This is a genomic window from Haematobacter missouriensis, from assembly GCF_000740775.1.
Taxonomy (GTDB): Bacteria; Pseudomonadota; Alphaproteobacteria; order Rhodobacterales; family Rhodobacteraceae; genus Haematobacter; species Haematobacter missouriensis.
Genome location: NZ_JFGS01000001.1, coordinates 351,167 through 377,610 on the forward strand (window position 1 = coordinate 351,167; position 26,444 = coordinate 377,610).

22 protein-coding genes and 1 tRNA gene are annotated in these 26,444 nt (G+C 61.9%); 9 read left to right on the forward strand and 14 right to left on the reverse strand.

Annotation, left to right across the window (positions count from 1 at the left end):
* Positions 1-17: 17 nt before the first annotated feature.
* Entirely contained in the window at positions 18-1,067 is a 1,050-nt protein-coding gene (locus CG51_RS01710) for an extracellular solute-binding protein (RefSeq protein ID WP_035741060.1), read from the reverse strand.
* A gap of 340 nt (positions 1,068-1,407) precedes the next feature.
* On the opposite strand from CG51_RS01710, the gene CG51_RS01715 reads away from it, so the two are divergent.
* The 4 genes from CG51_RS01715 to CG51_RS01730 all read left to right on the forward strand — a co-directional run bounded on the left by CG51_RS01715 (position 1,408) and on the right by CG51_RS01730 (position 8,183).
* Positions 1,408-2,508, forward strand: a complete 1,101-nt coding sequence (locus CG51_RS01715) for an NUDIX domain-containing protein (protein WP_035741061.1) — start codon at positions 1,408-1,410, stop codon at positions 2,506-2,508.
* A 73-nt stretch (positions 2,509-2,581) separates the two neighbouring features.
* A complete protein-coding gene (locus CG51_RS01720; RefSeq protein ID WP_035741063.1) occupies positions 2,582-3,613 on the forward strand; it encodes a cysteine synthase A in 1,032 nt (343 codons plus the stop codon).
* Between the two features lie 3 nt (positions 3,614-3,616).
* Positions 3,617-6,076 carry a DUF3772 domain-containing protein gene (locus CG51_RS01725; RefSeq protein WP_051929968.1) on the forward strand — a complete coding sequence of 820 codons (2,460 nt, stop codon included), beginning with the start codon at positions 3,617-3,619 and terminating at the stop codon, positions 6,074-6,076.
* Positions 6,077-6,257: 181 nt separating this feature from the next.
* Positions 6,258-8,183, forward strand: coding sequence for a potassium transporter Kup (locus CG51_RS01730; protein WP_035741065.1), 1,926 nt, complete (start codon positions 6,258-6,260; stop codon positions 8,181-8,183).
* A gap of 2 nt (positions 8,184-8,185) precedes the next feature.
* Here CG51_RS01730 and CG51_RS01735 read toward each other — a convergent pair whose 3' ends face one another.
* The 4 genes from CG51_RS01735 to CG51_RS01750 form a co-directional block, all read right to left on the reverse strand.
* Positions 8,186-9,343 (reverse strand): AI-2E family transporter, encoded by a 1,158-nt coding sequence (locus tag CG51_RS01735; protein ID WP_143412832.1) that lies wholly within the window; start codon positions 9,341-9,343, stop codon positions 8,186-8,188.
* An 83-nt stretch (positions 9,344-9,426) separates the two neighbouring features.
* Positions 9,427-11,226 carry a glucans biosynthesis glucosyltransferase MdoH gene (gene mdoH / locus CG51_RS01740; protein ID WP_035741067.1) on the reverse strand — a complete coding sequence of 600 codons (1,800 nt, stop codon included), beginning with the start codon at positions 11,224-11,226 and terminating at the stop codon, positions 9,427-9,429.
* 7 nt (positions 11,227-11,233) lie between these two features.
* Positions 11,234-11,428 (reverse strand): hypothetical protein, encoded by a 195-nt coding sequence (locus tag CG51_RS01745; protein WP_035741069.1) that lies wholly within the window; start codon positions 11,426-11,428, stop codon positions 11,234-11,236.
* Complete coding sequence (locus CG51_RS01750) at positions 11,412-12,965, reverse strand: OpgD/OpgG family glucan biosynthesis protein (protein ID WP_035741071.1); 1,554 nt, start codon at positions 12,963-12,965, stop codon at positions 11,412-11,414. Before CG51_RS01750 ends, CG51_RS01745 begins: the two co-directional genes overlap by 17 nt.
* A 188-nt stretch (positions 12,966-13,153) precedes the next feature.
* Here CG51_RS01750 and CG51_RS01755 point away from each other — a divergent pair.
* Positions 13,154-13,243, forward strand: a tRNA-Ser gene (locus CG51_RS01755).
* A gap of 96 nt (positions 13,244-13,339) precedes the next feature.
* Here CG51_RS01755 and CG51_RS01760 read toward each other — a convergent pair.
* A complete protein-coding gene (locus CG51_RS01760; RefSeq protein ID WP_035741073.1) occupies positions 13,340-13,951 on the reverse strand; it encodes a YitT family protein in 612 nt (203 codons plus the stop codon).
* Between the two features lie 327 nt (positions 13,952-14,278).
* On the opposite strand from CG51_RS01760, the gene CG51_RS01765 reads away from it, so the two are divergent.
* A complete protein-coding gene (locus tag CG51_RS01765; protein ID WP_198947707.1) occupies positions 14,279-14,815 on the forward strand; it encodes a dihydrofolate reductase family protein in 537 nt (178 codons plus the stop codon).
* 18 nt (positions 14,816-14,833) lie between these two features.
* On the opposite strand, the gene CG51_RS01770 is transcribed toward CG51_RS01765, so the two are convergent.
* The 8 genes from CG51_RS01770 to CG51_RS01805 form a co-directional block, all read right to left on the reverse strand.
* The gene (locus CG51_RS01770) at positions 14,834-15,706 is read right to left on the reverse strand and encodes an ATP-binding cassette domain-containing protein (protein WP_051929970.1); all 873 of its coding nucleotides are present in this window, start codon (positions 15,704-15,706) and stop codon (positions 14,834-14,836) included.
* Positions 15,703-16,542, reverse strand: a complete 840-nt coding sequence (locus CG51_RS01775; RefSeq protein ID WP_035741326.1) for an ABC transporter ATP-binding protein — start codon at positions 16,540-16,542, stop codon at positions 15,703-15,705. The genes CG51_RS01770 and CG51_RS01775 overlap by 4 nt, the downstream gene beginning before the upstream one ends.
* A 1-nt stretch (position 16,543) precedes the next feature.
* Positions 16,544-17,458: an ABC transporter permease subunit gene (locus CG51_RS01780; RefSeq protein ID WP_035741075.1), complete on the reverse strand. Its 915-nt coding sequence runs from the start codon at positions 17,456-17,458 to the stop codon at positions 16,544-16,546.
* Between the two features lie 7 nt (positions 17,459-17,465).
* Positions 17,466-18,473, reverse strand: a complete 1,008-nt coding sequence (locus tag CG51_RS01785; RefSeq protein ID WP_035741077.1) for an ABC transporter permease subunit — start codon at positions 18,471-18,473, stop codon at positions 17,466-17,468.
* A 78-nt stretch (positions 18,474-18,551) separates the two neighbouring features.
* Positions 18,552-20,156 carry an ABC transporter substrate-binding protein gene (locus tag CG51_RS01790; protein WP_035741079.1) on the reverse strand — a complete coding sequence of 535 codons (1,605 nt, stop codon included), beginning with the start codon at positions 20,154-20,156 and terminating at the stop codon, positions 18,552-18,554.
* A gap of 189 nt (positions 20,157-20,345) precedes the next feature.
* Positions 20,346-21,557, reverse strand: a complete 1,212-nt coding sequence (locus CG51_RS01795; protein ID WP_035741081.1) for an NADP-dependent isocitrate dehydrogenase — start codon at positions 21,555-21,557, stop codon at positions 20,346-20,348.
* Positions 21,558-21,768: 211 nt separating this feature from the next.
* Positions 21,769-22,377, reverse strand: a complete 609-nt coding sequence (locus CG51_RS01800; RefSeq protein WP_035741082.1) for an HD domain-containing protein — start codon at positions 22,375-22,377, stop codon at positions 21,769-21,771.
* 63 nt (positions 22,378-22,440) lie between these two features.
* Positions 22,441-23,094, reverse strand: coding sequence for an alpha/beta hydrolase (locus CG51_RS01805; protein WP_035741083.1), 654 nt, complete (start codon positions 23,092-23,094; stop codon positions 22,441-22,443).
* Positions 23,095-23,257: 163 nt separating this feature from the next.
* Between CG51_RS01805 and iscR the strand changes: the two genes are divergently transcribed.
* The 3 genes from iscR to sufB are packed head-to-tail and all read left to right on the forward strand — an operon-like array spanning position 23,258 to position 26,419.
* Positions 23,258-23,767 carry a Fe-S cluster assembly transcriptional regulator IscR gene (gene iscR / locus CG51_RS01810; RefSeq protein WP_051929971.1) on the forward strand — a complete coding sequence of 170 codons (510 nt, stop codon included), beginning with the start codon at positions 23,258-23,260 and terminating at the stop codon, positions 23,765-23,767.
* Between the two features lie 8 nt (positions 23,768-23,775).
* Complete coding sequence (locus tag CG51_RS01815) at positions 23,776-24,819, forward strand: cysteine desulfurase family protein (protein ID WP_035741330.1); 1,044 nt, start codon at positions 23,776-23,778, stop codon at positions 24,817-24,819.
* A 49-nt stretch (positions 24,820-24,868) separates the two neighbouring features.
* Complete coding sequence (gene sufB / locus CG51_RS01820) at positions 24,869-26,419, forward strand: Fe-S cluster assembly protein SufB (protein WP_035741332.1); 1,551 nt, start codon at positions 24,869-24,871, stop codon at positions 26,417-26,419.
* Positions 26,420-26,444: the final 25 nt, after the last annotated feature.

Consider the following 26,444-nt stretch of genomic DNA (forward strand, 5'->3'; position numbering starts at 1 on the left):
TACCCCGTGGCTGCGGCTCAGAAGCCGGCCTTGATCTTCTCGAACTCCTGCACCATCCGGTCGCGAAGCGATTGTTCCAGCGGCTTTTGTGTCAGCACCGGGACCGTGACGGGGCCAAGACCGGCCTCCTTCAGCTTCTCCGGATCCATCGCATCCATGGCGGTCTTGTTGGAGGAGCCGTAGCCGAACACGTCCACCAGATATTCGGCTGACGACGGCTGGAGCCAGGCATTCATGAAATCATAGGCCTGATCTTCCGATCCGGGACCGTTCTTGAAGTTCACGAAGCCGCAGACAAAGGCCGAGGAGCCTTCTTTCGCCTCACGCTGGAAGCCGACGGGATAGCCGTCCGCGACAAGCTGTGTCACACCCTCCGGCCAGGACCAGGCGATCAGCACTTCTCCCGTCGCCATGAGCTGGCCCATCTCCGAGGGATCGGCCCAGTAGGCGCGGACGTTCGGATGCACCTCGCGGAGCCAGTCCGCTGCGGCCTTGAACTGATCGTCCGTCACGTGGGTCCAGTCGTGCACGCCGGTTGCCAGAAAGGCGAGCGGCCAGATATCGTCCACCGAGTTCGGCAACGAGATGCGGCCCGCATATTTCGGATCCTTGAACACCTGCAGGGTCGAGACATCCTCCGCCGGGACCTTCTCCGTGTTCCAGGCGATGGCGGTGGAGGCCCAGTCCGTCGGCAGGAACCACAGCCCGCTGTCATCCTTGAAGATGGAGGAATCAAGCAGGGCCGGGTCCAGATCCTTGAAGGCGGTCAATTTGGAGGTATCCCACGGCTCGATCAGACCAGCATCGCGGTATTTGGAGATCATCTGTGAGCAGGGATGGGCGATGTCCGGCTTGAAGCCGGAAACGACCTTCTGGAACGCCTCGTCGTCATCCGCGTAAAAGCTGTACTGCGGACTTGCGCCATATTTGTCGATATAAGCCTGATGAAGACCAGGATCCTCGAACCCGGCCCAGTCGAAAACGAGCAAATTCGGCGATTCCGCCCATGCGGCCTGCGCGACAAGCGTCGCAGCGGCGGTGCCAAGAAGCCAAGTCCTGATGGCCATTCTCGATCCTCTGTTGGAGAGCTGTTTCTCCCGAGGCTAGAGGACAGCGTCCGATGCCTCAAGCGGCGATTGTAGTCGGTCGATCAAGATTTTGCGGTAACTTCCAATCCGCTCGGCAGAGATAGGCGACATGCCGGCCATGCAGTGTGAAAACCGAACAATCGGCCTCTTTAACAATAGGGTAGCGAACCATGCTATCAGAAATGTTTAACGGTTATAACCTACGCCATAGTGACAGGTCAGCATATCGATCGTTCACTTACGGCGCTAACGGTGTGGGGTGGGGTTGCACCCCCGTCGCCGCCGGGCAACTGTGCCGGCAATCTTCCCGGAGACGCATATGACGGACTTCTTCTTCTACGGCACGCTGCGCTACCCCCCCGTATTGGAGGCCGTATTGGGTCATCCCGTTAGCGGCCGCGCGGCGCGGCTGCCGGGGCAGCGTGTGGTAGTGGGCGATACAGGCCCGGTGCTTGTCGGGGCGGAGGCGGCGCTCGCGCCCGGCTTGCTGGTCACCGGGCTGAGCGAGGCGGATCGCGCGCGGCTCGATCACTATGAGGCAGGTGAGGCCATGCCCATGACGCTCGAAACCGAGCGTGGACGCGTCAAGGCGCTGGTCTATCCCGGTGGGGGGGGCAGCGATCACGACTGGTCCTTCGAGGACTGGGTGGACGATTGGGGCAATATCACCGCGGAAACCGCTCGCGACATCATGCGGGGCTTCGGGATCAACCCGCCGACGGCTCATCTGGCCCGCCTCCCCATGTTGCTGGGCCGGGCTCATTCCCGCATCCGTGCCGCAGATGACATGCCGAGGGAGTCGCGTGGCGTGGCCGATCCAGGCGATGTGGAGGTCATCGCGGCGCGGGAGCCTTATGCCCATTTCTTCTCCGTTGAGGAATATGACCTGCGTTTTCGCCGTTTCGACGGGACGATGAGCCCGGTCGTCAATCGTGCGGTCTTCGTCTCCGGTGACGCTGCGACGCTGGTCCCCTACGATCCGGTGCGGGACAGGGTGCTCGTCATTGAGCAGTTTCGCCCCGGGCCGTTCGCACGGGGCGATCGGCAGCCGTGGCTTATCGAGCCGATCGCAGGACGGATCGATGCGGGCGAAGACCCCCGCTCAACGGTGATGCGGGAGGCAGTGGAGGAGGCGGGCCTGAACGTCTCCGACGTGCGGGAGATCATGCGCTATTACTCCAGCCCGGGCACGATGACCGAATTTCTTTACTGTTTCGTCGCTCTCTGCGATCTGCCGGACGATGTGGCGCAGACGGGCGGGTTGGTGGAGGAGGCGGAGGACATTCGTGGCCTTCTCATGAGCGTTGATGACCTGTTGAAACTCGTCAATTCCGGCGAAGGGGCGAATGGCCCGCTTGTTGTGACGGCCCAGTGGCTGGCGCTGAATCGTGATGCGCTTCGCGGGCAAACGGAAAACTGAACCGAAATGGTCCGGGTTGAGTTCGTCTGACGGCGGCCCTATCACGGAAGCGATCCTGAAGAGGGAGAAGGAAATGCCCGTTTACGGCGATCTCATGGCCTCCATCGGTCATACCCCGCTCATCCGGCTGCGCAAGGCCAGCGAGATGACGGGCTGCGACATCTATGGCAAGGCCGAGTTCATGAACCCCGGCCAGTCGGTGAAGGACCGCGCAGCGCTCTATATCATCAAGGACGCAGTGGCACGGGGTGAGCTCGCTCCGGGCGGCACGATCGTTGAGGGGACGGCGGGCAATACCGGTATCGGCCTTGCGCTTGTGGGCGCGGCGATGGGCTTTCGCACCGTGATCGTCATTCCCGAGACCCAGAGCCAGGAGAAGAAGGACATGATCCGCCTCGCCGGGGCGGAGCTGGTGGAGGTGCCTGCGGCGCCCTATGCCAACCCGAACAACTATGTGCGTTATTCGAGCCGGCTTGCCGCAGAACTCGCAAAGACGGAGCCGAACGGCGCGATCTGGGCCAACCAGTTCGACAATACCGCGAACCGGCTTGCGCATGTTGAGACGACCGGCCCCGAGATCTGGGAGGGAACGGGCGGCAATATTGATGGTTTCGTAGCCTCCGTCGGGTCGGGGGGCACTTTCGCGGGTGTCGGGATGGCTCTGCAACCGAAGGGCGTGAAGATCGCGCTGGCGGATCCGGAGGGGTCTGCGCTTTACGAATACTACGCGCACGGAACCCTGAAATCCGAAGGCAATTCGATTACCGAAGGTATCGGACAGGGCCGTATCACCGCCAATCTCGAAGGTTTCACGCCCGACTTCGCCTATCGTATCCCGGATGGCGAAGCTCTGCCGCTGATCTTTGACCTACTGTCGGAGGAGGGGCTTTGCGTGGGCGGTTCCTCCGGCATCAACATCGCGGGGGCGATCCGGCTTGCCCGCGACCTTGGTCCGGGTAAGACAATCGTGACGGTGCTGTGCGATTACGGCACCCGGTATCAGACGAAGCTGTTCAATCCGGCCTTTCTGCGGACGAAGAACCTGCCGGTGCCGGACTGGCTGGCGACGCCCGCTCGCCCCCTTCCTTCGGTGCTCGAGGGCTAATCCATGCAGCGTCTGACCGGTATTCTGATCGCGCTGATCTTTGCGCTCCTGCCCGTCTCTGTTGTACCAACCGGGGCTTTCGTCACACCCGTCCACGCACAGGAACCCGCGCAGACCACGCCCGATTTCGCCGCGTGGGAGAAAACGGCGAGCGAGATAGAGAGCGAGGTCGCGGATCCGGATGTCACGGATCAGCAACTCGACACGCGTCGCGCCCAGCTTGTCCCGCTCCGCGCCGAGTTTCAAACGGCGCAGGGCGCGAACAACAGCCGGATCGAAACCCTGAAGGGCCAACTTACCGCGCTAGGTGCGCCCCCGGACGACGGTACGACCGAAGCCCCGGAGATCACAGCGCGCCGCTCGGAGCTTCAGAGCCAGATTTCGGAAGCCGAGGCACCCGGCAAAGCGGCGGTCGAGGCCTATACGAGGGCCGACAATCTCATCAAGCAGATCGATGCGATCCTGCGCGATCGGCAGACCAATGCCCTTCTGGAGTTAGCACCATCGCCGCTGAATCCGGCCAACTGGACGGTTGCAGCGGGGACTCTTCTGGACGCGGGCAAGGGGATCACAGCCGAGGTCACCCGCAACGTGGTTTCTGATTTCCGGCGTCAGAACCTCATTTCCAACCTCCCGATCATCCTGCTCCACCTTGTCGTCGCGGCGGTGATCCTTCTGCGAGGCCGAGTGTGGATGGAGCGGCTTGTCCGCAATATCAGCGGCCGGAGTTCACTCCGTGGCGCCAAGGTCATCGCAAAGCTGGTCTCGCTTGGGCAGGTGGTGATCCCCGTCCTGGGACTGGTGCTGGTGGGCCGGGCGTTGCAGCTTTCGGGGATGGTGGGTGTCCGCACCCTTCCGATCGTCGAAACCCTGCCATGGGCCGGTTTTCTTGTCTTTGCGGCGCTGTGGCTCGCGGGTCGGCTCTTTCCCGACGATGCGGGAGACAGCCCGTTTCAACTTGCGCCCGAACGACGGCGCGAAGCGCGCGTTCACGTGGTCGCGTTCGGTACTCTCCTCGCCATTCGCAGCCTGCTCTGGCAGATCATCCCGAACCCCGAACCGCAGGTCTTTTCCGTTCTGGCCTTTCCTCTTCTGGTCGTGGGCGGGATTCTGCTCTTTCGCTTCGGACAGCTCATCCGCGCTCATGCGGTGAATGCGACGGCGGCGAGTGCCGAGGTATTGTTCCGTCACCGGCTCATTAGCTATGTGGCCTACGTCGCTATCGCCATCGGGGTGTTGGCTCCGCTTCTCGCGGTCGTGGGCTATGTCTCCGCAGCAACAGCGCTGATCTATCCGGCGGCCATGACGCTCGCGCTCATCGGTATGGTGATGTTCCTGCAGGGCCTCTGCGCCGACATCTACGTGCTGGTGATCAAGGGTGACGAGGCCAATCGGGGTGACCTTGTGCCGGTTTTGCTCGGCTTCGTGCTCTGCGCGCTGGCGATCCCTTTCCTGCTGCTGATCTGGGGTGCTCGCGGCTCTGACCTGGCGGAGATGTGGATCAAGTTCCGCGACGGCTTCAACGTGGCAGGGGTGCAGATCTCTCCCACCATCTTCCTGACCTTCGTCGTCGTATTCGTTATCGGCTACACGGTCACCAAGCTGCTGCAGGGCGCGCTCGGCGCCTCCATCCTGCCCAAGACCAAGCTGGACACCGGCGGGCAGCGGGCGGTGGTTCTGGGTGTTGGCTATGTCGGGGTCGTGCTGTCCGCGATCATCGCGATGACGACAGCAGGTATCAACCTGTCATCGCTGGCGATCCTCGCCTCCGCGCTTTCCGTCGGTATCGGTTTCGGCCTGCAGAATATCGTGCAGAACTTTGTCTCCGGTATCATCCTTCTGATCGAACGGCCCGTGTCGGAGGGCGATTGGATCGAGGTCGCGGGCGTGCAGGGCCGCGTGCGCGCGATCTCTGTCCGTTCGACCCGGATCGAGACGTTCGACCGCAACCACGTCATCGTGCCCAACGCTTCACTCATCTCGGGTCAGGTTACGAATATCACGCGTTTCAACCTGTCGGGGCGCGTGCTGCAGAAGGTTACCGTGTCGGGGGTCAATGACAGTGATCATGTACAGAAGGTGCTGGAAGATATCGCCAAGATACCACCCATGGTGATTTTGAACCCGCCGCCTTCTGTGGGGCTGGTCGGTATCGACGGCGGCAACCTGACGTTCGAGATGCGGCTCATCATCCGGGACGTGAACTTCAAGGGTGCGGTTCAGGACGAAGTGCTCCACCTCATCCATCGCCGCTTCAAGGAAGAGGGGATCGCCTTCGGTGTCATGGGGTCGAGCAAGACCATCATGGCCGATGGCGACGGCACGCCCTATGTCCTGCCCGGCGCGATCTTTGGGGAGAAGCCTGCCCCCGATCCTGTCGATGCGGAAGCGGCGCGCGACGGCAAGGTGGAGGAACAGGCCGAGGAAAACGACCAGCGCCGCGCCGGAAGTCCCACACGCTGAGGCCGCGGGAGGAGGGGTGGCAGTGCTTGACTCTGGTCGCCTCTCCACGCATGATTCACCGAAGGGCGGTATGGACCGTTCAGTGCAACGGGCCATGCCCACAAGGTGAAAACGCCATGGCGATCCTTGCGGATCGAATGAGCATCGGGTCAGCACACCACTCCCGGATAGACAACCTCACATGACTGATACGCCCTCTTCCCGGCCAAACTCCCCGGAACCGGTGGATGATGCGTCATCCCATGGAACACGGGGCCGTGAGGGCTTTCTGAAGCTCGCGCTGGGTTCCGTCGGCGTTGTCTACGGGGATATCGGTACAAGTCCGCTCTATGCCATGCGCGAAGCGCTGCACCACGCGGCGAGCGATGGCCTGACGAATGAAGAAGTGCTGGGCGTTGTCTCGCTGCTCGTCTGGGCGCTGTTTCTGATCGTCACGGGCAAGTATGTGGTGTTCCTCCTCCGGGTGGACAACCGGGGAGAGGGGGGCGTGCTTGCCCTGTTCTCTCTTGCCATGGCGGCGGTCGGGCGGCGTTCTGTTCCGGTTTTCATGCTGGGTATCATGGGGGCAGCGCTGTTTTTTGGCGATGCGATGATCACGCCTGCGGTTTCCGTCCTCTCCGCCGTGGAGGGCCTGGAGCTTATCACGCCGAGCTTCACCCCGTTCGTTCTTCCGATCACCATCATCATCCTGATCGGTGTCTTCATGGTGCAGCGACACGGGACAGCGCGGATTGGCGCATGGTTCGGCCCGATCACGCTCATCTGGTTCATCACCATGGGAGCGGCCGGTATCTGGCAGATCTCCGGCAATCCCCATGTGCTCACCGCGCTGAATCCGCATCATGCGGTGTTCTTCCTCACCGACCACGGCTTCACCGCCTTTCTCGTGCTGGGCGCGGTGTTTCTGGCGGTGACGGGGGCGGAGGCGCTCTATGCCGATCTGGGGCACTTCGGACGCGGGCCGATCCGCTTTGCGTGGCTCTGGGTGGTACTACCCGCGCTGGTTTTGAACTATCTCGGGCAGGGAGCGCTGGTTATTTCGCGGCCAGAGACGCTGGGTAATCCGTTCTTCCTGATGGTGCCGGATTGGGGGCTGATACCGCTGGTACTGCTGGCGACGGTGGCGACCGTCATCGCCTGCCAGGCCGTGATTTCCGGTGCTTTTTCCATGACACGGCAAGCGGTGCAGCTTGGCCTGCTGCCCCGGTTCGAGATCCGCCATACGTCTGAGCAACAGAGCGGTCAGATCTACGTGCCCACGATGAACTGGCTACTGCTCATCGCGGTGATCTGGCTCACACTGGCGTTCGGCTCCTCAAGCAGCCTTGCCTCCGCCTATGGTATCGCGGTGACGGGAACGATGATCGTCACTACGGCGCTGGCGGTCGTGCTGGCGGTGAAGGGCTGGCGTAAGCCGCTATGGCTTGTGCTGCTGATCGCGGCGCCGGTTGCAGTGATCGAGCTGTCGTTCCTGACGTCCAACCTGCTGAAAATCCTTGATGGTGGCTACGTTCCGGTACTGGTGGCGCTCGCGCTCATGCTGGTCATGTGGTCCTGGTGGAGGGGGTCGCAGCTGTCCTTCGAGCGGCAACATCGGATGGCCGTGCCGCTGGAGAGTTTTGCCCATTCGATGTCGCATAGCTCGGTGCACATCGCTGACGGAGTTGCTGTCTTCCTGACTTCCGACCCGACCACCGCGCCGCCTGCGTTGTTGCATAATCTCAAGCACAACAAGGTGCTTCATCGCCGGAACCTCGTCACGACGGTGCTGGTGGCAGAGGAGCCGCGTGTCGCGGAGCACGACCGGCTGAGCTACGAAAATCTCGATGACCGCTTTGCGCGCATCACCCTTCGCTTCGGATTCATGGAAACGCCGGATGTCAGCCGTGCGCTGTTCCGCTCCCGTATCGACGGGGTGAAGCTTGAGGTGATGCGCACCTCCTTCTTCCTCGGGCGGCGCCGTTATGTGCCGGGTGCGCGGATCGGGATGCCACTTCTGCTGGACAGAATATATATCCTGCTGAACGGGTTCTCGGCTGATCCAACGGTGTTCTATCATCTCCCGAGGGATCGGGTGGTGGAGATCGGCGCCAGGATCAGCGTCTGACCTCAGCGTCTGACCGTCTGGGGGGTAAGCGGAGCGGGATCGCCCGCGCCGAACATGCTGTCCGGTTGGCCGTCTCGGGACATGAGCACGGCGAGCGGGCGGAGCGGCGGAATATGGGAACAGAGGATCATCGCCGCGACCATCATCGGTACTGCGAGGAACAACCCGGCGATTCCCCATATCGCGCCCCAGAATGCCAGCGCCAGCACGATGCAGAACGTGGAAAGCTGCAATGTCCGCCCCATGAATATCGGCTCTATGATATTTCCGTTGCCGAACTGAATACCGCATACGATGAGAGATACCGTCACGGTGACCCAGGGCTCCGGCATCTGGATGAACACCGCGAGTATGGTGAGGACCGAGGCGGCGAGCGAGCCGATGGTCGGAATGAAGTTCAGAATGACCGTCAGCATGCCCATGGCGCCCGCAAATTCCAGCCCCGCCAAGCGCATCACTAGATAGACCTCGAGTCCGGTCACAAGGCTGACCGCGCTTTTCACCAGAAGATAGCGGTTCACCCGGCGTATGATGGAGCGGCTGATCGCGGCGGCGCCGGCAGCGCGCTCCGGCGAGGAGAACAGGTTCAGCAGCTTTGCATGGAACCAGTGTTGCTCTGCAAAGAGAAAGCCCACGACGAGGCTCGTCATCACCGCGATCGATACAAGCCCGGAAAGCTGAAACGCGATCGAGCGGAGATAGGCGTTGAAATTGATCGTCTGGATCGCGTTCTGAACCGCCGATGTCGCCTCTGGCCCAAGCCACGCAAACAGCCGGGCGACAGCGTTGATAGCCGCGTCGCTGTAAAGCAGCATGGTGGTGATGAGCCGGTTGACCTCATTTACAACCACGACAGCGAGAAGGATGAGGCAGAAGCTGAGCAGTGTCACGGCCAGCACTACGGCAATCCAGCGCGGAAAGTAAAAGCGGCCGAGCCTCAGTCGCGCAATCTGGTCAATGGTCGCGGTCGTCACGCTGAAAAGGATGATGCCGAAGGCGAGTGAGATGAGAATGGAACTGCCCACCCAGAGAAGAAACACCGCCACTCCGAAGGCGATGATGGTGAGCGCCCAGGTCTGGATGCGGAGCCTGTCTTCCAGACTCGGGCGGTAGGGAGGGAAGACGCCGGTTTGATCCTCGGGCGGTGTCGTCTTGAGCATGGCGCGCGGAACCTCGGCCTGGGGCTGCGCCACTATGCGGGGTTGTGGGCTGAACGGCAACTCCGGCCTGTCCGGGAAGATGTTCAGCCTGTCGGTTCAGTGGAGAGCGTAGCCGCGGGCGGCGCCGTCACCTGGCTATCCGGGCCGGGGGAGGCGATCTCCTCCCGGCGCCAGTCATTCAGGATTTCCTGCTGCCGAATCATCACCGGGCGAGGATGCTGTTCCTCGGGGGTCATGAACAGCCGCAACCGACGGGCGGAGGCGCCCTCGCCGGAATCGGAGGACCAGGCGATGATCAGCGGTGCGATGAGCATTGGCCCTCCGACAGGCAGGAACCATATGAATAGAGTGGTGAACTTCCACGCAGCGAAGAGGATGACCGCGCCGGTGGCGGTGATCCACCAGCTTGCCTTCCAGGCGGTTGAAAGCGGGATCGCCTGCGCCTCCCGATCTGCAACCGGCCAGCCGCCGTCTGCTCCAGTAAGGATCTCGATGACGGAGCGGGTCTGGAAGGCCAGCATGAGGGGGGCGATGAGACTCGACCACAGGATTTCAATGATGACACTTGCCAGAGATGCAAAGGCACCACCGAATTGCTGGGCGCGGCCATCGAATATGGATCTCAGCGCGATGAGCAGCTTCGGCCCCAGAAGAAGCCCCAGAACGAGCAGCAGCAAAAGAATGGCGCGGGTGGATTCACTGATTGGAAACTGCGGAACGCCGAGCGCCGAGTCAGGAAAGAACTCAAAGGGCGCCGCCAGAATCGGTGCCAGAATGGTCGCGATCAGGAATACGCCCCAGAGGGAGGAGGCGAGGTAGGCCATGATTCCCTGAAAGAACACGAACCGGCTCCACATCTTCAGGCCGGGCACGGCGAGCAGGCGCGAATGCTGAAGGTTGCCCTGTGCCCAGCGGCGGTCGCGCTTGGCATAATCGAGGATGTTGTCGGGTGCTTCTTCATAGGAGCCGCCGATGTCGGGATCGACCCGCACGGTCCAGCCTGCGCGCGCGAGAAGTGCGGCCTCCACATAGTCGTGGCTGAGGATATGGCCTCCGAACGGCGGCTTGCCCTTGAGTTCGGGCAGGCCGCAGCTTTCGGCGAATGCCGTGGTGCGCGTGATGGCATTGTGGCCCCAGAACGGCCCCTCGCGCCCCTGAAGCGCCGCGACGCCACGCGTGAAGATCGGTGAAAAGAAGGCAGCGGAGAACTGCAGTACCCGGCCGAAGAAGGACCGCGACCGTATGATCTTGGGTAGGGTCTGAAGCAGTCCGAGCTTCGGCTCTGCCTCCATACGGCGAACCATCTCAACCAGCGTCTCGCCTTCCATCAGGCTATCCGCGTCGAGAATGATGAGGAAATCGTACCGCCCGCCAAAGCGGCGGATGAATTCCGCGATGTTGCCCGCCTTCTTGCCGGTATTGTCCGTCCGGCGACGGTAATAGACCGGCAGGATATGCCCCCAGCCGCCACGCAACTTTTCGAACCATGCCTCTTCCTCCGCCCCTATTGCGGCGCGGGTGGTATCAGAGACGATCGCAAGTTCGAAAGCGCCATGAAGGCCGGTGGCCTGCAGACTCTCGATCATCGCCGCCGCATGGGAAAAGGGCTTTTCCGGGGGTTCGTTGTAAACCGGGAGCAGGATCGCCGTGCGCGTTGTCAGCGGGCCGCTCGTCCGTGCGCGGTGTATGCGACTGCTCATGAACACGCCGCTCATGCCGAGCATCGCGCCCCAGGCGATCCACCAGGTTGTCAGGCCGAGCAGTGCGATCCTGACATAGTCCGTCCCATCCCGCCCGTCGGCAAAAAAGACATTGAGGCCAAGCCATACGGCTGTGCCGGCCAACACAAGGCTCGCCAGAAAGAGGACGGTCCGTAATATCATCGGGAGATCAGGTCAGTCGCCGGCCGCCAGACTGGGCGAACCTGGCGCGCAACAGCCCGAACCAGGAGGAGGCGCGCTCCAGAACCTGCACCGGCATGACCATCGGTGCCGCCGGCGGCAACCGATCATCAAGCGCGAGCGCGCCATCCGCGTCACTCACTACCATGACCTTCGCAGCAGCGATGTCAGTGAGGCGATTCATCTCCAGGTCTCCACTGATAGCTCCAAGTTTCGGTCAGGCGACGACCGGCAACGCTCAAATATACCGATAGTTCCACAGGATTGCTTGCGGTACTCTTCACGTCGGCAACGAACCGCCAGATGTCCTCTCCCGCGACTTTCTTCAAGTCCGTGTGGACGAATTCTCCATTAAAAATCGAAGTATTCGCGGAGACGGAATCGAGGTCGAGCAGGCGGTCCAGATAAGGGCCTTCAAAATCCACCACGAACTTCCGTTCTCCCGCGGTCGGATCGGAGCCGGACGTGCCGGAATGGCCCGAACTGAAGGTGATGACCCGCGCGAATCGGGTACTCGATTCGGCGATGTCACCCCACACCAGCCGGTAGCTGAACTCGACCGCCGAACCCGCGGTTGCGGGCGCTTCCGGCATCCAGAAGCAGACGATGTTGTCGTTGACTTCCCGCTTTGTCGGTATCTCGATCAGACAGATATGGCCCACGCCCCATTGCCCGGACGGCTCCACCAGAACGGACGGGCGCTTTTCGTAATGTGCCTCCGCATCCGCGTAATCCTCGAAGCGACGGCTGCGCTGCATGAGGCCGAAGGCGCGGGGGTTCTCCTCCTTGTAGAAGGAAGCCGCCAGTTGCGCCGGATTGTTCAGGTTGCGCCAGACTTCCTCTCCGCTGGCACGGATGATCTTCAATCCCTCGCTGTCATGCACACGCTCGCGATAATCGTCGAAAGCCGCACGATTCGGCCCGCCGTAAAGGAACATCGAGGTAAGCGGCGCGATGCCCAGGCGCGAGATGTCCCGCCGCACGAAGATCCGCGCGGTCACGTCCATGGTCGTGTCCTTGCCCGGGCGGGTGATGAAGCGATACGCTCCGGTGACGCTTGGTCCTTCCAGCTGGGCGTAAATGGTGATCGACGCATCGAACTGGCCGGGCGGGACGACGTAGAACCGGGTGAAGCGAGGGAACTCCTCCGGCTTACCGGCCGCCGTGTCGATGGCGATACCCCGCGCCGAGGTGCCATAGGACGATCCTTGTCCCAGTGCGCGGAAGTAGCTCGCTCCCAGAAATGTCAGCAGCTCATCCCAGATTTCGGGAGAATTCAGCGGGTAGTTGATTTTCAGTCCGGCGATGCCGGGGAAGGGGTTCACCGCATCGAAAGGCGCCCGGTCGAGCGGCGCATGATAGAGGAAGTCCTGCGAGGTGAAGGAAAGCTCCCGCCTCTCCCCGCCTTCGAGCAGGGAAATCGTCACCGGCTCATCATAAAGCCAGCCGAGAGAAAAGGCGTTCAGCGTGAACAGGGCCTGACCCGCCCAGATGGCCCGCGTGGGATCCGCCTGCACCTGACGATAGCCGTCATATCCGAGCGTCGAGAACGGCTCGGGCAACGTAAGTTCGTTCCGCTGATAGGGCTGGTTGATGAGCGCCTGCATTTCCTGCGTCAACGCGTCGAAGAAGTCGGCCGTCTGCGCGGAAACGCGGAGTGGAGCAATGGCGGCGAGGGCGCTTACTGAAAGACCGGTAAGAAGAAATTGCCTGCGCCGCATGACCCACCTTCGATTAGACGATCCATGCTATTTAGAGGAAGTTTGCCGAAGGAAAAGCGGCATTTCTGCACGGGCCAAGGGGCTTGCTATGAAGTGATGATTATGTGTCTCATCCTGAGCGGGGAACCGCAATAGTCTGTTCAGACCCCCTTGCCCCCAACCAAAACCCGCGTTAGGAAGCCCGCCACGGAGAGGTGGCCGAGTGGTCGAAGGCGCACGCCTGGAAAGTGTGTAGGCGGGGAACCGTCTCGAGGGTTCGAATCCCTCTCTCTCCGCCATAAACCAGCTGAGCCTATGTGAGCCTATCGCGTCCCGCGCGGGATTTGCCTGTGTCGCTCGGGAGGGCGAGGTTTCATAGCCGTCGCGTGGACATCCTACATCGCGACGTAGCGATCACGGCGGTGGTTGATGGCAATGACAAGATTGACCACGACGACACCCAAGACCGACCAGATCAGCCGGTCGAGCGGCACCCACCACAGGGCGACGGCGAAAAGCGCCACGTCGAAACCCATCTGGACCCAGCCCGCGCGGATACCAGTGCTGTCCTGAAGATAGAGCGCGACCACTCCTACGCCGCCAAGGCTGGAGCCGTGACGGAAAAGTGCCAGCAGACCTGCGCCTGTGGTGCAGCCGAAAAGAACTGCTGCCACCGGCTCCGACAGCATTTCAAAGCTGAGATAGTGTGGAAGGAGCGCTGCCAGGACGGACATGAGCGCGACCGAAGCAAAGCTCTTCAACGTGAACGACAGGCCGATTCTGCGGTATCCAAGCCAATAGAACGGCAGGTTTATCACAAAGAAAACCGGCCCGAATCCCCAGCCTGTCGCATAGCTTATGAGCAGGGCAAGACCCGCCGTCTGACCGGTCATGAAACCGTGAAAGGCTAGAAACTGAATGCCCAGGGCGCACATCATGGCGCCGAAGACGATACCTTGTGTGTCCTCGAAGCCGGTGTGGCGGGTCGGTTTGTCTTTTTGGCTCATGGCGCTTTGATGCCGCGTCGGCGAAAGGCTTTCCAGCGCTAAATTCGTGGCATCCTCCGCTCAGGGTTGTCGAGACCAGACAGTCCAGATGCAGGCCGCGAACCGGCCCTGTTTCCCGGAAGCGAAGATCATGTCGTCCCTCGACAGACGCGTGCTGTTCAGCCGCCGAGGCGGATAAGCTACGGGCGACACGCGCAGGGTGCGCGGCAGTATTCGAAGCGGGGCGGAAGGTGTGTCGCCTCCGCCCCGCTTGTGCGACGAGACCGGGCTACGGTCTTGCGAAGCGGGGGGAGCGAACCGACATAGGATGGGTCAAGGAGACCCACCATGGAAATGCCCGAAGGGGAAGTCTTTATCGCCACCTCGTTGGATGGCTACATCGCTCGACCCGATGGAGATGTTTCTTGGTTAACAAGCTGCCCGCTCCCAGAAGGAGAGGATTTCGGCTATTCCGAACTCATGGCGCGGGTCGATGCGCTTGTTCTGGGCCGCAAGAGCTATGAGAAGGTTCTGAGCTTCGGCGCGTGGCCCTATGATAAGCCGGTGACGGTGCTGAGCCGCACGCTGCCGCCTTGCCGCGCCTGCGATACGGGCGGACGAGTGGCGATACGGGACCGGGACCCCGTGACTGTCATGGAGGAACTCGGCCGGCAGGGCGCGCGGCGCGTCTATGTGGACGGGGGGGCGGTCGTCTCAGCCTTTCTGCGGGCGGGGCTGATCGAGCAGATGACCATCACCCGGCTACCGGTCCTGCTTGGAGAAGGTATCCCGCTTTTCTGTGATACCGGAGAGATCGCGCTTCGCCACGAAGCCACCAGAAGCTGGCCCAATGGCTTCGTGCAATCTGTTTACAGTGTCGGTTAATTTTCTGATATTATTTTATTATCTGTCTGCGGATACTCTCGCTTCCGCCGCAGCTACCCGTGCGGCGCGACTGCTTGCACGACGAGCGACGCGGGCACGGATCGCGTCCAGATCAGTGACAGGCGTGGCGGCGAACAGTTCCTTCGTATAGGCGTGTTTTGGGTTCGAGAAAATTTCATCCCGGCTGGCCTGTTCCACAGCCTCACCCTTGTAGAGCACCATAACCTCGTCGGCGATGTAGTTCACCACCGATAGGTCGTGACTGATGAAGACGTAGGTCAGCTCGAACTCCTCCTGCAGATCGGCGAGCAGGTTCAGCACTTGCGCCTGAACAGAGAGATCAAGCGCGGACACCGGCTCATCCAGCACCAGCAGCGAAGGCTTCAGCATGAGCGCCCGCGCGATGGCGATCCGCTGGCGTTGCCCGCCAGAGAACATATGCGGATAGCGGTTGAAATGCTCCGGTCCCAAGCCGACCTTCACCAGCATCTGCTCTGCAAGATCACGCCGTTCGGCAGCAGGGATGGAGGTGTTGAGCAGCAGGGGCTCCGTGAGCACATCACCGACCTTCTGGCGCGGATTGAGCGAGCCATAGGGGTTCTGAAACACCATCTGCACCTTTGACCGCATCTCATGCGTCAAGCGCGTCTTGCCGATGTTCACGCTGTTGCCGGTGATTTTCAGCTCGCCGCCCGATTGGGGGTCGATGAGCGCGATGATCCGGGCAAGAGTCGATTTGCCCGAGCCGGATTCTCCGACTATCGCCAGCGTTTTGCCTTTTGCGACCGCAAAATCCACGCCTTTCACCGCACGGAACGTTCCCTTTTTGGAGAACATCCCACCCGGGAGATCGTAGTCCTGCGTGATTCCGCGGCCTTCGACAACAATCATTGGTTTGCCTCCCCGGCCATGAAATCGGCTACCGTGGGTAGCCGATCACCCGTCGCATTCTCCGGCAGAGCCGAGAGGAGGGCACGCGTATAGGCGGTTTTCGGCGATTCAAAGAGGGTCAGCACGTCGGCTTCCTCCATCTTCCGGCCCTTGTATTGCACGATTACCCGATCCGCCGTTTCTGCCACAACGCCCATGTCGTGAGTAATCATGATGAGCGCCATGCCGTATTTTTCCTGCAAATCCATGACGAGATCGAGGATCTGTTTCTGGATCGTAACGTCCAGCGCGGTCGTGGGTTCGTCCGCAATGAGCACACGCGGATTGGAAGCGATGGCGATGGCGATCATCACCCGCTGGCACTGCCCCCCGGACATCTGGTGCGGATAGGCTTTGAGCTTGCCCTCCGGGTCAGGCAGCCCGACCGCCCGGAACAGGTCCAGGGCGCGTGCTCGCGCCGCGGAGCGCGACAGGCCGAGGTTCAGCCGCAGCACCTCCTCAATCTGGAAGCCAGCGGTAAAGGAGGGATTGAGCGAAGCGATCGGTTCCTGGAAGATCATCGTGATTTCACGTCCGATGATCCTGCGCCGTTCTCTTGGTGTCAGCGTCAGCATGTCGCGTCCGTCGAAGCGCATGGCATCGGCGGTGACGGTCGCGCTGTCCGGAAGCAGTCCCATGACTGCCAGCATGGAAACCGATTTGCCGGAACCGGACTCACCGACGATGGCCAGCACCTCGCCCGCATCCACCGACACATCGACCCCGTCCACGGCAGTGAAGGGGCCCGTCGCGGTGGCAAAGCGCACGGTGAGGTTCTTGATCTCGAGCAGCGGCATCTCAGCCCCTCTTCAGCTTGGGGTCCAGCGCGTCGCGCAGCCCGTCGCCCATGACGTTGATGGCGAGCACCGTGATGAGGATGGCGAGGCCGGGGAAGGTCACCACCCACCAGGCGCGCAGGATGAACTCCCGCGCTTCGGCCAGCATGGTGCCCCATTCCGGCGTCGGCGGTTGAGCGCCCATGCCGAGAAAGCCGAGCGCCGCCGCATCCAGCACCGCGTTGGAGAAGGAGAGCGTGCCCTGCACGATCAGCGGGGCGAGGCAGTTGGGCAGGATCGTCTTGAACATAAGCCGCAGGTTGCCCGCGCCCGCCACCCTGGCGGCGGTGACATATTCTCGCCGCTTCTCGCCCATGACGGCCGCACGGGTAAGGCGGGCGAAATGCGGCTGATAGACGATGGCGATGGCGATCATCGCGTTGACCAGTCCCGGCCCCAGCACCGCCACCAGCACGAGCGCCAGCAAAAGCGAGGGGAAGGCGAGGATCACGTCCATCAAGCGCATGATGACCGTATCCACCCAACCGCCGAAATATCCGGCGACCAGGCCGATGATGATGCCGCCGATCAGGGCGACCGCCACCACCACGATACCGATGAACAGCGAATACTGCGCGCCATAGATCAGGCGGGAAAGGATGTCCCGTCCCACCGCATCCGTGCCCAGCAGGAAGCCGGATTTACCGCCCTCCTGCCAGATCGGCGGGACGAGGAGGGAGTCGCGATATTGCATCGCGGGGTCATGCGGGGCGATGAGCGACGCGAATATCGCCACGAGAACGAGCAGGACAAAGATTGCCAGTCCGACGACGGCACCCCGGTTCTCGCTGAAATAAAACCAGAAATCCGCGAACATGCGCCGACGGATGGCGGCGTCGGAGAGCTTTGCCGGAGCGGTGGAGGAGGTATCGGTCATGCGCGCCTCACTGATGCCGGATGCGGGGATTGATGAGGCCGTAGGTCAGGTCCACGATCAGGTTCACGATCATGACCACGGCCGCGATGAGGAGCAGACCGCTCTGCACCACGGGATAGTCCCGGCGGGAGATGGAATCGATCATCCACTTGCCGATGCCGGGCCAGGAGAAGATCGTCTCCGTCAGGATCGCACCCGCCAGAAGCACGCCGATCTGCAGGCCGATGGTGGTGACGACCGGGATCATTGCATTGCGCAGCGCATGAACCCCCACGACACGTCCCTCTGACAGGCCCTTGGCCTTGGCGGTGCGAACGTAATCCTCGCCCATCACTTCCAGCATGGCGGAGCGGGTCTGACGGGCGATCACTGCAAGGGGGATCGTCGCCAGCACGACGGACGGCAGGATCAGGTGCGAGACCGCGGAGGCGAAGGCGCCCTTCTGCCCTGAGAGCAGGCTGTCAATCAGCATAAAGCCGGTCACCTGCGGAAAGAAATACATCAGGGAGATACGGCCGGAAACCGGTGTCCAGCCCAGAGTGCCCGAGAACAGGATGATGAGCAGCAACCCCCACCAGAAGATCGGCATGGAAAAACCGACAAGCGCCGTCGTCATGGCAAGCTGGTCGAACCAAGAGCCGCGCTTGATCGCCGCGATCACACCCACCGGCACGCCCACCAGCGTTGCGATCAGAATGGCGCACAGGCCAAGTTCGATCGTGGCCGGAAAGAGTGCGAGAAACTCCGTCAGAACGGGCTTCTTCGTGACGATGGAATTGCCCAGATCGCCGTGAGCCAGCCGCCAGAGGAAGTCCAGGTACTGCTGCCAAATCGGTTTGTCGTAGCCGAGTTGATGGGAAAGCTGCGCATAGCGCTCCGGGGAGATGCCGCGCTCACCCGCCATCAGCAGGACCGGATCGCCGGGCAGGATGCGGACGAAACCGAAAGCCACGATCGTGATGCCGAGGAAGGTGGGGATCAGGTAGAGAAACTTGCCAAGGATGAACCGGATCATGTTTCGCGCTTCTTCCGGAAAAAATATGGAGCCGGTGCGACGCCTGCCGCACCGGCCTTTCAGACATCAGCCAGCCGGTCAGTCGGCCAGTTCGACCCCATCGAACGTATGATCGCCAAGCGCGCTCATAACATAGCCTTTCACCTTGCTCGACATCGGCATGAAGACGGTCGAGTGGTCGAGCGTCGCCCAGGGGGCCTGATCCTTGAAGATCACCTGAGCCTGCTCATAGAGCTTGGTGCGTTCGGCCATATCGGACGTTGCCTTGGCTTTGGCCAGCAGGTCCGAGAACTCCTCGTTGCACCAGAAGGCGCGGTTGGCCCCGCCCGATTGCGCGGAGGCGCAGGACAGCAGGACACCCAGGAAGTTGTCCGGATCGCCGTTGTCGCCGGTCCAGCCGAGGATCACGGCGCCGTCGCGGCCTTCCTCCATCGACTTCTTGAGATATTCGCCCCATTCGTAGGAGACAATCTCCACCTTCACCCCGACCTTGTCGAAGTCCGACTGGATCAACTCTGCCGTGCGCCGTGCGTTGGGCATGTAGGGGCGCTGCACCGGCATCGCCCAGATCTTCATGGACAGATCCTTGACACCCGCCTCATCGAGCAGCTTCTTCGCCGCGGCCGGATCGTAGGCATCATCCTGCACGGCGTCGTTGTAGGACCACATGGTCGGCGGGATCGGGTTTTTGGCCACCACGCCGGAACCCTGGAACACGGCGTCGATGATCGCCTGCTTGTTCATCGCCATGTTCAGCGCCTTGCGAACGCTCGGGTTGTCGAACGGCGCCTGCTGGGTGTTGTAGGCGAGATAGCCGACGTTGAGGCCGGGAGCCTCCATCATGGTGAGGTTCGAATCTGCCTTGATGCCCTCAATATCCGCCGGAGCGGGGTAGGGCATGATGTGGCACTCACCCGCCTTCAGCTTCTGGAGCCGGACGGCAGCGTCGGGGGTAATCGCGAAGATCAGGTTCTCCACCTTCGCCTTTTCGCCCCAGTAGTCATCGTTCCGCTGGTAACGGATAACAGCGTCCTTCTGGTAGGCGACGAACTTGAACGGCCCGGTGCCCACGGGAAGGTTGTTGAAGTCCTCCGGGTGGCCTGCCGCCATCAGCGTGTCGGCATATTCCTTGGAGACGATGGAGGCAAAAGGCATGGCCAGGTTCGCCATGAACGGCGCTTCGGGCCGGTTCAGCACAAACTTGATGGTATGGTCGTCAACTTTCTGGATTTCCTTGATGAGACTGTCCATCTCCATCGAGGAATAATATTCATAGGTAACACCCGCCACGTAGTTGTGGAACGGATTGTCCGCCTTCCCCTGCCGCTCGAACGAGAAGATCACGTCATCGGCAGTGAACTCACGGCTGGGCGTAAAGGCTTGCGTGCTGTGGAATTTCACGCCCGGACGCAGATGGAACGTGTATTCCAGCCCGTCATCGGACACATCCCAGCTTTCCGCGAGTGCCGGCTGCACCTCCGTGGTGCCCGGCTTGAACTGGACCAGACGGTTGTACACAGGATGCGCGCTGGCGTCGAAAGTCGTGCCGGCGGTATAGGGCGCGGGGTCAAATCCCTCGGGCGAACCTTCCGAGCAGTAGACAAGCGTCTGTGCCTGAAGTGCGCCTGCCGACATCAGCGCGAGCGCTGAGGCGGCCAGAAGGCGTGTGCTGAACGGTTTCATGTCTTCTCCCTGAAGTTCTAAATTGCCCCTGCGCCATGGTGACGTGCCCACCACGCCGGTCAAGCGGATTTCCGTTTTAGACAAGCCAGTCATGACGGGGGGAGGGGGTCGTGCGCCGGATGGGCGGCCCGTTTTGGGGCGGCACGGCGTAGCCCGGCTGGCGGAAAGCTCCGCCAGCCGGGATTCGTATCAGGCGAGCGCCCGGTTCAGGTATTCATCAACCTTCTCGAGATAGCCCATGGTCGTGAGCCATTTCTGATCCGGCCCGACGAGCAGCGCGAGGTCCTTGGTCATGTAACCGTCCTCAACCGCCTGAACAGTCACCTTCTCCAACGTTTCGGCGAAGGAGAGCAGCGCCTGATTGTTGTCGAGCTTGGCGCGGTGCTTCAGACCGCCGGTCCAAGCGTAGATCGAGGCGATGGAGTTGGTCGAGGTCTCCTTGCCTGCCTGATGCTGGCGGTAGTGCCGCGTCACGGTGCCGTGGGCGGCTTCCGCTTCGACGGTCTTGCCATCGGGCGTCATAAGGACAGAGGTCATCAGGCCGAGGGAGCCGAAGCCCTGTGCCACCGTATCGGACTGCACGTCGCCGTCGTAGTTCTTGCAGGCCCAGACATAGCCGCCGGACCACTTCAGCGCCGAGGCCACCATATCGTCGATCAGGCGGTGTTCGTAGGTGATGCCCTTCTTCTTGAAGGCCTCCTCGAACTCCTCCTCATAAACCTTCTGGAACAGATCCTTGAAGCGGCCGTCATAGGCTTTCAGGATCGTGTTCTTCGTGGAAAGGTAAACCGGCCAGCCGAGGTTCAGCCCATAGTTCATCGAGGCACGGGCGAAGTCGATGATCGAATCGTCAAGGTTGTACATCGCCATCGTCACGCCGGAGCCGGGCGCATCGAATACGTCACGCTCGATGGTCGTGCCGTCCTCGCCCACGAACTTCAGCGTAAGCTTGCCCTTGCCGGGGAAGCGGAAGTCGGTGGCGCGATACTGGTCGCCGTAGGCATGGCGCCCGACCACGATGGGCTGGGTCCAGCCGGGAACAAGACGAGGCACGTTCTTGCAGATGATGGGTTGACGGAAGATCACGCCGCCCAGAATGTTGCGGATCGTGCCGTTGGGCGACCGCCACATCTGCTTGAGGCCAAATTCTTCCACCCGCGCTTCATCAGGGGTGATCGTGGCGCATTTCACGCCGACGCCATACTGCTTGATCGCGTTGGCCGCATCGACGGTGATCTGGTCGTTGGTGCGGTCACGCTCCTCGATGCCCAGATCGTAGTACTTCAGGTCGAGGTCGAGGTAAGGCAGTATGAGCTTCTTCTTGATGAATTCCCAGATAATGCGGGTCATCTCATCGCCGTCGAGTTCGACGACGGGATTGGCTACCTTGATCTTGGACACGGGCAGAAGCTCCTTTGCCGGAATCGTCAGCCTGCCTCTAGCGCAAATGCGACTGGGGGGAAAGGGCGGTATCCAACGGCATACGATACGACATGCCCCGAAGAGGTCGCTTCATCCCGGCAAGTGGCGCGGAGCCGCCCCGGCGCGCAATATGCGGGCGCTCCACGACCGCCTTGAGACATATCATGAGCGGGCGTTGCAGAGGTCTGCGTTATTCCGTCGCACGGTCCGCAGGAAGATGGCCTTCGGCAAGCGCCCGCACATGGTGCCACAGGTCGGGAGCTCCGCGCGCGATCTTGCTGCCCACGCGACGCTCCAGCAGCTCCTCCGTGACGCCGAATTCCTGCCATGTCCCGCCGCCGAGGGCGATGTTGTGCATGACCGGCTGAACCCGGTCTATGGCCTTGGCGAAGATGGCATCAGCGGTGCGCGCGGCCTCGAATTCCTCCCACAGCGCGCGGAGGCTGGAAGCCAGTTCCGAAGGCAGCAGGCCGAAAATCCGGTCCGCTGCGCGTTGTTCACGCGCCGCGACATCCGCGGCATCGAAAGTGCCGTGAATCGGGGTATCCCCCACGTCGATCTCCACCAGATCGTGGATCAGCAGCATGCGGATGACCCTGTCTATGCTGACATCCGGCCCTGCCTGATCGGCGAGAATCAGCGCGTAAAGCGCCACGTGCCACGAATGCTCGCCGGAGTTCTCACGCCGGGAATCATCGGTCAGGCGGCTGGCCCGAAGCACGGTCTTCAGCCGGTCGGCCTCCTGAAGGAAGGCAAGCTGCCGCTCCAGATTTGAGGGGGTATGCGCGCTGTCGGCCATGGGGGAATATCTCCGTCGGGATCGCCGGAAGAAAACGGCCGCCGAAGGGGCGGCCGCAGGATGTCAGCGTGTCGTTTCCGTCAGCCGGCGTTTCACGTAGCCGGTGACCGTGTCGATCATCGGCTCCATATGCGGGTCTTCGAAGAAGTGGCCGGCGCCATCGATCTGCTCGTGCGTGATCGTGATGCCCTTCTGCTCGCGCAGCTTGCTCACCAGAGTAGACGTATCCTTCGGCGGGGCGACACGGTCTGCGCTGCCGTTGATGATGAGCCCGGAGGACGGGCAGGGCGCAAGGAAGGAGAAGTCGTAGAGGTTCGCCTGCGGCGCCACCGACACGAAGCCGGTGATCTCCGGGCGCCGCATGAGGAGTTGCATCCCGATCCACGCGCCGAAGGAGAAGCCTGCCACCCAGCAGTGCTTGGAATTCTGGTTCATCGATTGGAGATAGTCGAGCGCAGATGCCGCGTCCGACAGCTCGCCGATCCCCTGATCATATTCGCCCTGGCTGCGCCCGACACCGCGGAAATTGAACCGCAGCACCGTGAAGCCCATGTTGTAAAAGGCGTAATGCAGGTTGTAGACGACGCGATTGTTCATAGTCCCGCCGAACTGCGGATGCGGGTGAAGGACTATGGCGATCGGTGCGTCGCGCTCTTTCTGCGGGTGATAGCGACCTTCGAGCCGGCCGTCCGGCCCTTGGAAAATGACTTCGGGCATCCTGCCGCCTGTATCCTCGCTTCACTGTGACCTGCCGTCCGACGGACGGGGCGAACTTGACCGCGGGCCTCGCAGCACTTAGAATAATTCCAAGTTTCCGGACGACCGTGGACGGAAGGCAATTAAGCAGCCTTCCGGCCCGCGTCAATGCTTTGGGGGTATCATGAAGCTCTCGACCAAGGGGCGCTACGCGATGGTGGCGCTTGCCGATCTGGCGATGGCGGAAGGCGACGGAATGGTTTCGCTGGCCGAGATCGCCCGTCGGCAGGATCTGTCGCTGCCCTATCTGGAGCAGCTTTTCGTCAAGCTCCGCCGTGCGGGGTTGGTTGAATCCGTGCGTGGCCCGGGCGGCGGTTACAGGCTGGCGCGTCTCGCCTCCGACATCCGGGTGTCCGACATTCTGGAAGCCGTCGATGAAACGGTGAGCGCCATGCACACCGGGGCGGGGGCGACGGGCGGGGTTTCCGGCACGCGGGCGCAGTCGCTGACCAACCGGCTCTGGGAGGGTCTCTCCGCCCATGTCTATGTCTTTCTGCATCAGACGCGGCTCTCGGAAGTCATCGGCAACCAGCTTCGCCCCTGTCCCGCGGTTCCCTCGATTTTCCGCATCGTGGATGAGGAGGAGGCTTCCGCGCCGCTGAACGCGACACCCGCTCCGGCGGCGGTGAAATGAACGGCGACATTGCGCGGGTCTATCTGGACTGGAATGCCACGACGCCGCTCCGGCCCGAGGCGCGTCAGGCGATGATCGCGGCGATGGAGGCGGTGGGCAATCCTTCCTCCGTTCATGCCGAGGGGCGCGCGGCCAAGGCTATCGTGGAAAGGGCGCGTGCGCAGATCGCGGCCGCGCTTGGCGCGGAGGGGGCGGATATCGTCTTTACCTCGGGCGCGACGGAGGCGGCGGCGCTGACGCTCGCGAGCCGTGATTTCGTCGGCGCAGAGATCGAACATGACGCGGTGGGCGCCTGGATCAACCCTGTTCTGACAACCGGTAGGGACGGGCAGGTCAGCGTACCTGACCCCGCGCATTCCACGCTGCAACTCGCCAACAGTGAAACAGGTATCCTTCAGACCCTGCCGGAAGGGCTGGCGGTCTCTGATCTCACGCAGGGGTTCGGCAAGGTGCCCTTCGCCTTCAACTGGCTCGGTCTCGACATGGGGCTTGTGTCGGCGCACAAGCTCGGCGGTCCCAAGGGTATCGGCGCCGTGGTTCTGCGTCGCGGGCTGGACCTTGCCGCCCAGATACGCGGCGGCGGTCAGGAGATGGGCCGCCGATCGGGAACGGAGAACATCGTCGGGATTGCCGGATTCGGGGCAGCGGCAGAAGCGGCGGCGCGGGATTTGGCGGAAGGTGTCTGGGATCGCGTCGCGGAACTTAGAAATAGTCTAGAACTAAACTTGGCATCCGCTGCGGAAGAGACTATTTTTGTCGGGAAAGACGGTCCCCGGCTGCCGAACACCTCCTGCATCGTGACGCCCGGCTGGAAGGGCGAGACGCAGGTGATGCAGCTCGATCTGGCCGGTTTCGCGGTTTCGGCCGGTTCTGCCTGCTCCAGTGGCAAGGTCAGGGCGAGCTGGACGCTTCGTGCGATGGGCTTTGATGACATCGCGGCCGCATCGGCGATCCGGGTGTCGATCGGACCCGGAACGCGGGAAGAAGATTTGTCGCGCTTCGCTGAAGCGTGGCTCTCGCGGCGCGCCAAGGCGCGGCTGCGGGTCGCTTGAATGGCCGGCAATCGCCGGCGGAAGGATGAGGAAGATGGCAGCACGCGAGATGACCGAGGCCGAACGGCTTGAACTCGCCGCAGCAGATGCGGTGACAGAGGTCCGTGACGGCGTCGACCGCGAGACGGTCGAAACCGTCCAGGCGATGGCCGGCAAGTATAAATACGGCTGGGAAACCGAGATCGAGACCGAATATGCGCCGAAGGGTCTGAACGAGGACATCGTGCGCCTGATCTCTGAAAAGAACGGCGAACCGGAGTGGATGCTGGACTGGCGTCTGGCCGCCTATCGCCGCTGGGTGAAGATGGAGGAGCCTCGTTGGGCCATGCTCCATTACCCCGAGATCGCCTATCAGGACCAATATTACTACGCCAAGCCAAAGAGCATGACGGAGAAGCCGAAGTCGCTTGACGACGTGGACCCGACCCTGCTCGCGACCTATGCAAAGCTCGGTATCCCGCTCAAGGAGCAGATGATCCTCGCGGGCGTCGAGGGCGCGGGCGACACTCCGGCGGAGGCCCGCAAGGTCGCCGTTGATGCGGTGTTCGACAGCGTTTCCGTCGGTACGACCTTCAAGGAGGAGCTGGCGAAGGCGGGCGTGATCTTCTGTTCGATTTCCGAAGCGGTCCGGGAACATCCCGAACTGGTGAAGAAATACCTGGGCTCGGTTGTGCCGCAATCCGACAACTTCTTCGCCACGCTGAACTCCGCCGTGTTCTCCGACGGCTCCTTCGTTTACGTGCCGCCGGGCGTGCGCTGCCCGATGGAGCTGTCCACCTATTTCCGCATTAATGCGGAGAACACCGGGCAGTTCGAACGTACGCTGATCATCGCCGATAAAGGCGCCTACGTGAGCTACCTCGAAGGTTGCACCGCGCCCAAGCGCGAGACGCACCAGCTTCATGCCGCCGTGGTGGAAATCGTGCTGCTCGACGACGCGGAGGTAAAATATTCCACCGTGCAGAACTGGTATCCTGGCGACGAGGAAGGCCGGGGCGGCATCTACAACTTCGTCACCAAACGGGCGGACTGCCGCGGTGCTCGGTCCAAGGTCATGTGGACGCAGGTGGAAACCGGATCGGCGATCACTTGGAAATACCCCTCCTGCATTCTGCGGGGCGATGACAGCCAGGGCGAGTTCTATTCCATCGCCATCGCCAACAACATGCAGCAGGCCGATACCGGCACCAAGATGATTCATCTCGGCCGGAACACCAAGTCCAGAATCGTTTCGAAGGGTATCTCGGCGGGCAAGGCGCAGAACACCTATCGCGGGCTGGTTTCCATGCATCCGCGCGCGCAGAACAGCCGCAACTACACGCAGTGCGACAGCCTGCTCATCGGTGACCAGTGCGGGGCGCATACCGTGCCCTACATCGAGATCCGCAACAATTCGAGCCGCACGGAGCATGAGGCGACTACCTCCAAGGTCGATGACGATCAGCTCTTCTACTGCCGCCAGCGCGGTATGGATGAGGAGGAGGCCGTAGCGCTCGTGGTGAACGGTTTCTGCCGGGAAGTGCTTCAGGCGCTGCCGATGGAATTCGCCATGGAAGCGCAGCAGCTCGTCGCCATTTCGCTGGAAGGCTCGGTCGGCTAAGCCGCCGCCAATTATCAGGGACGGC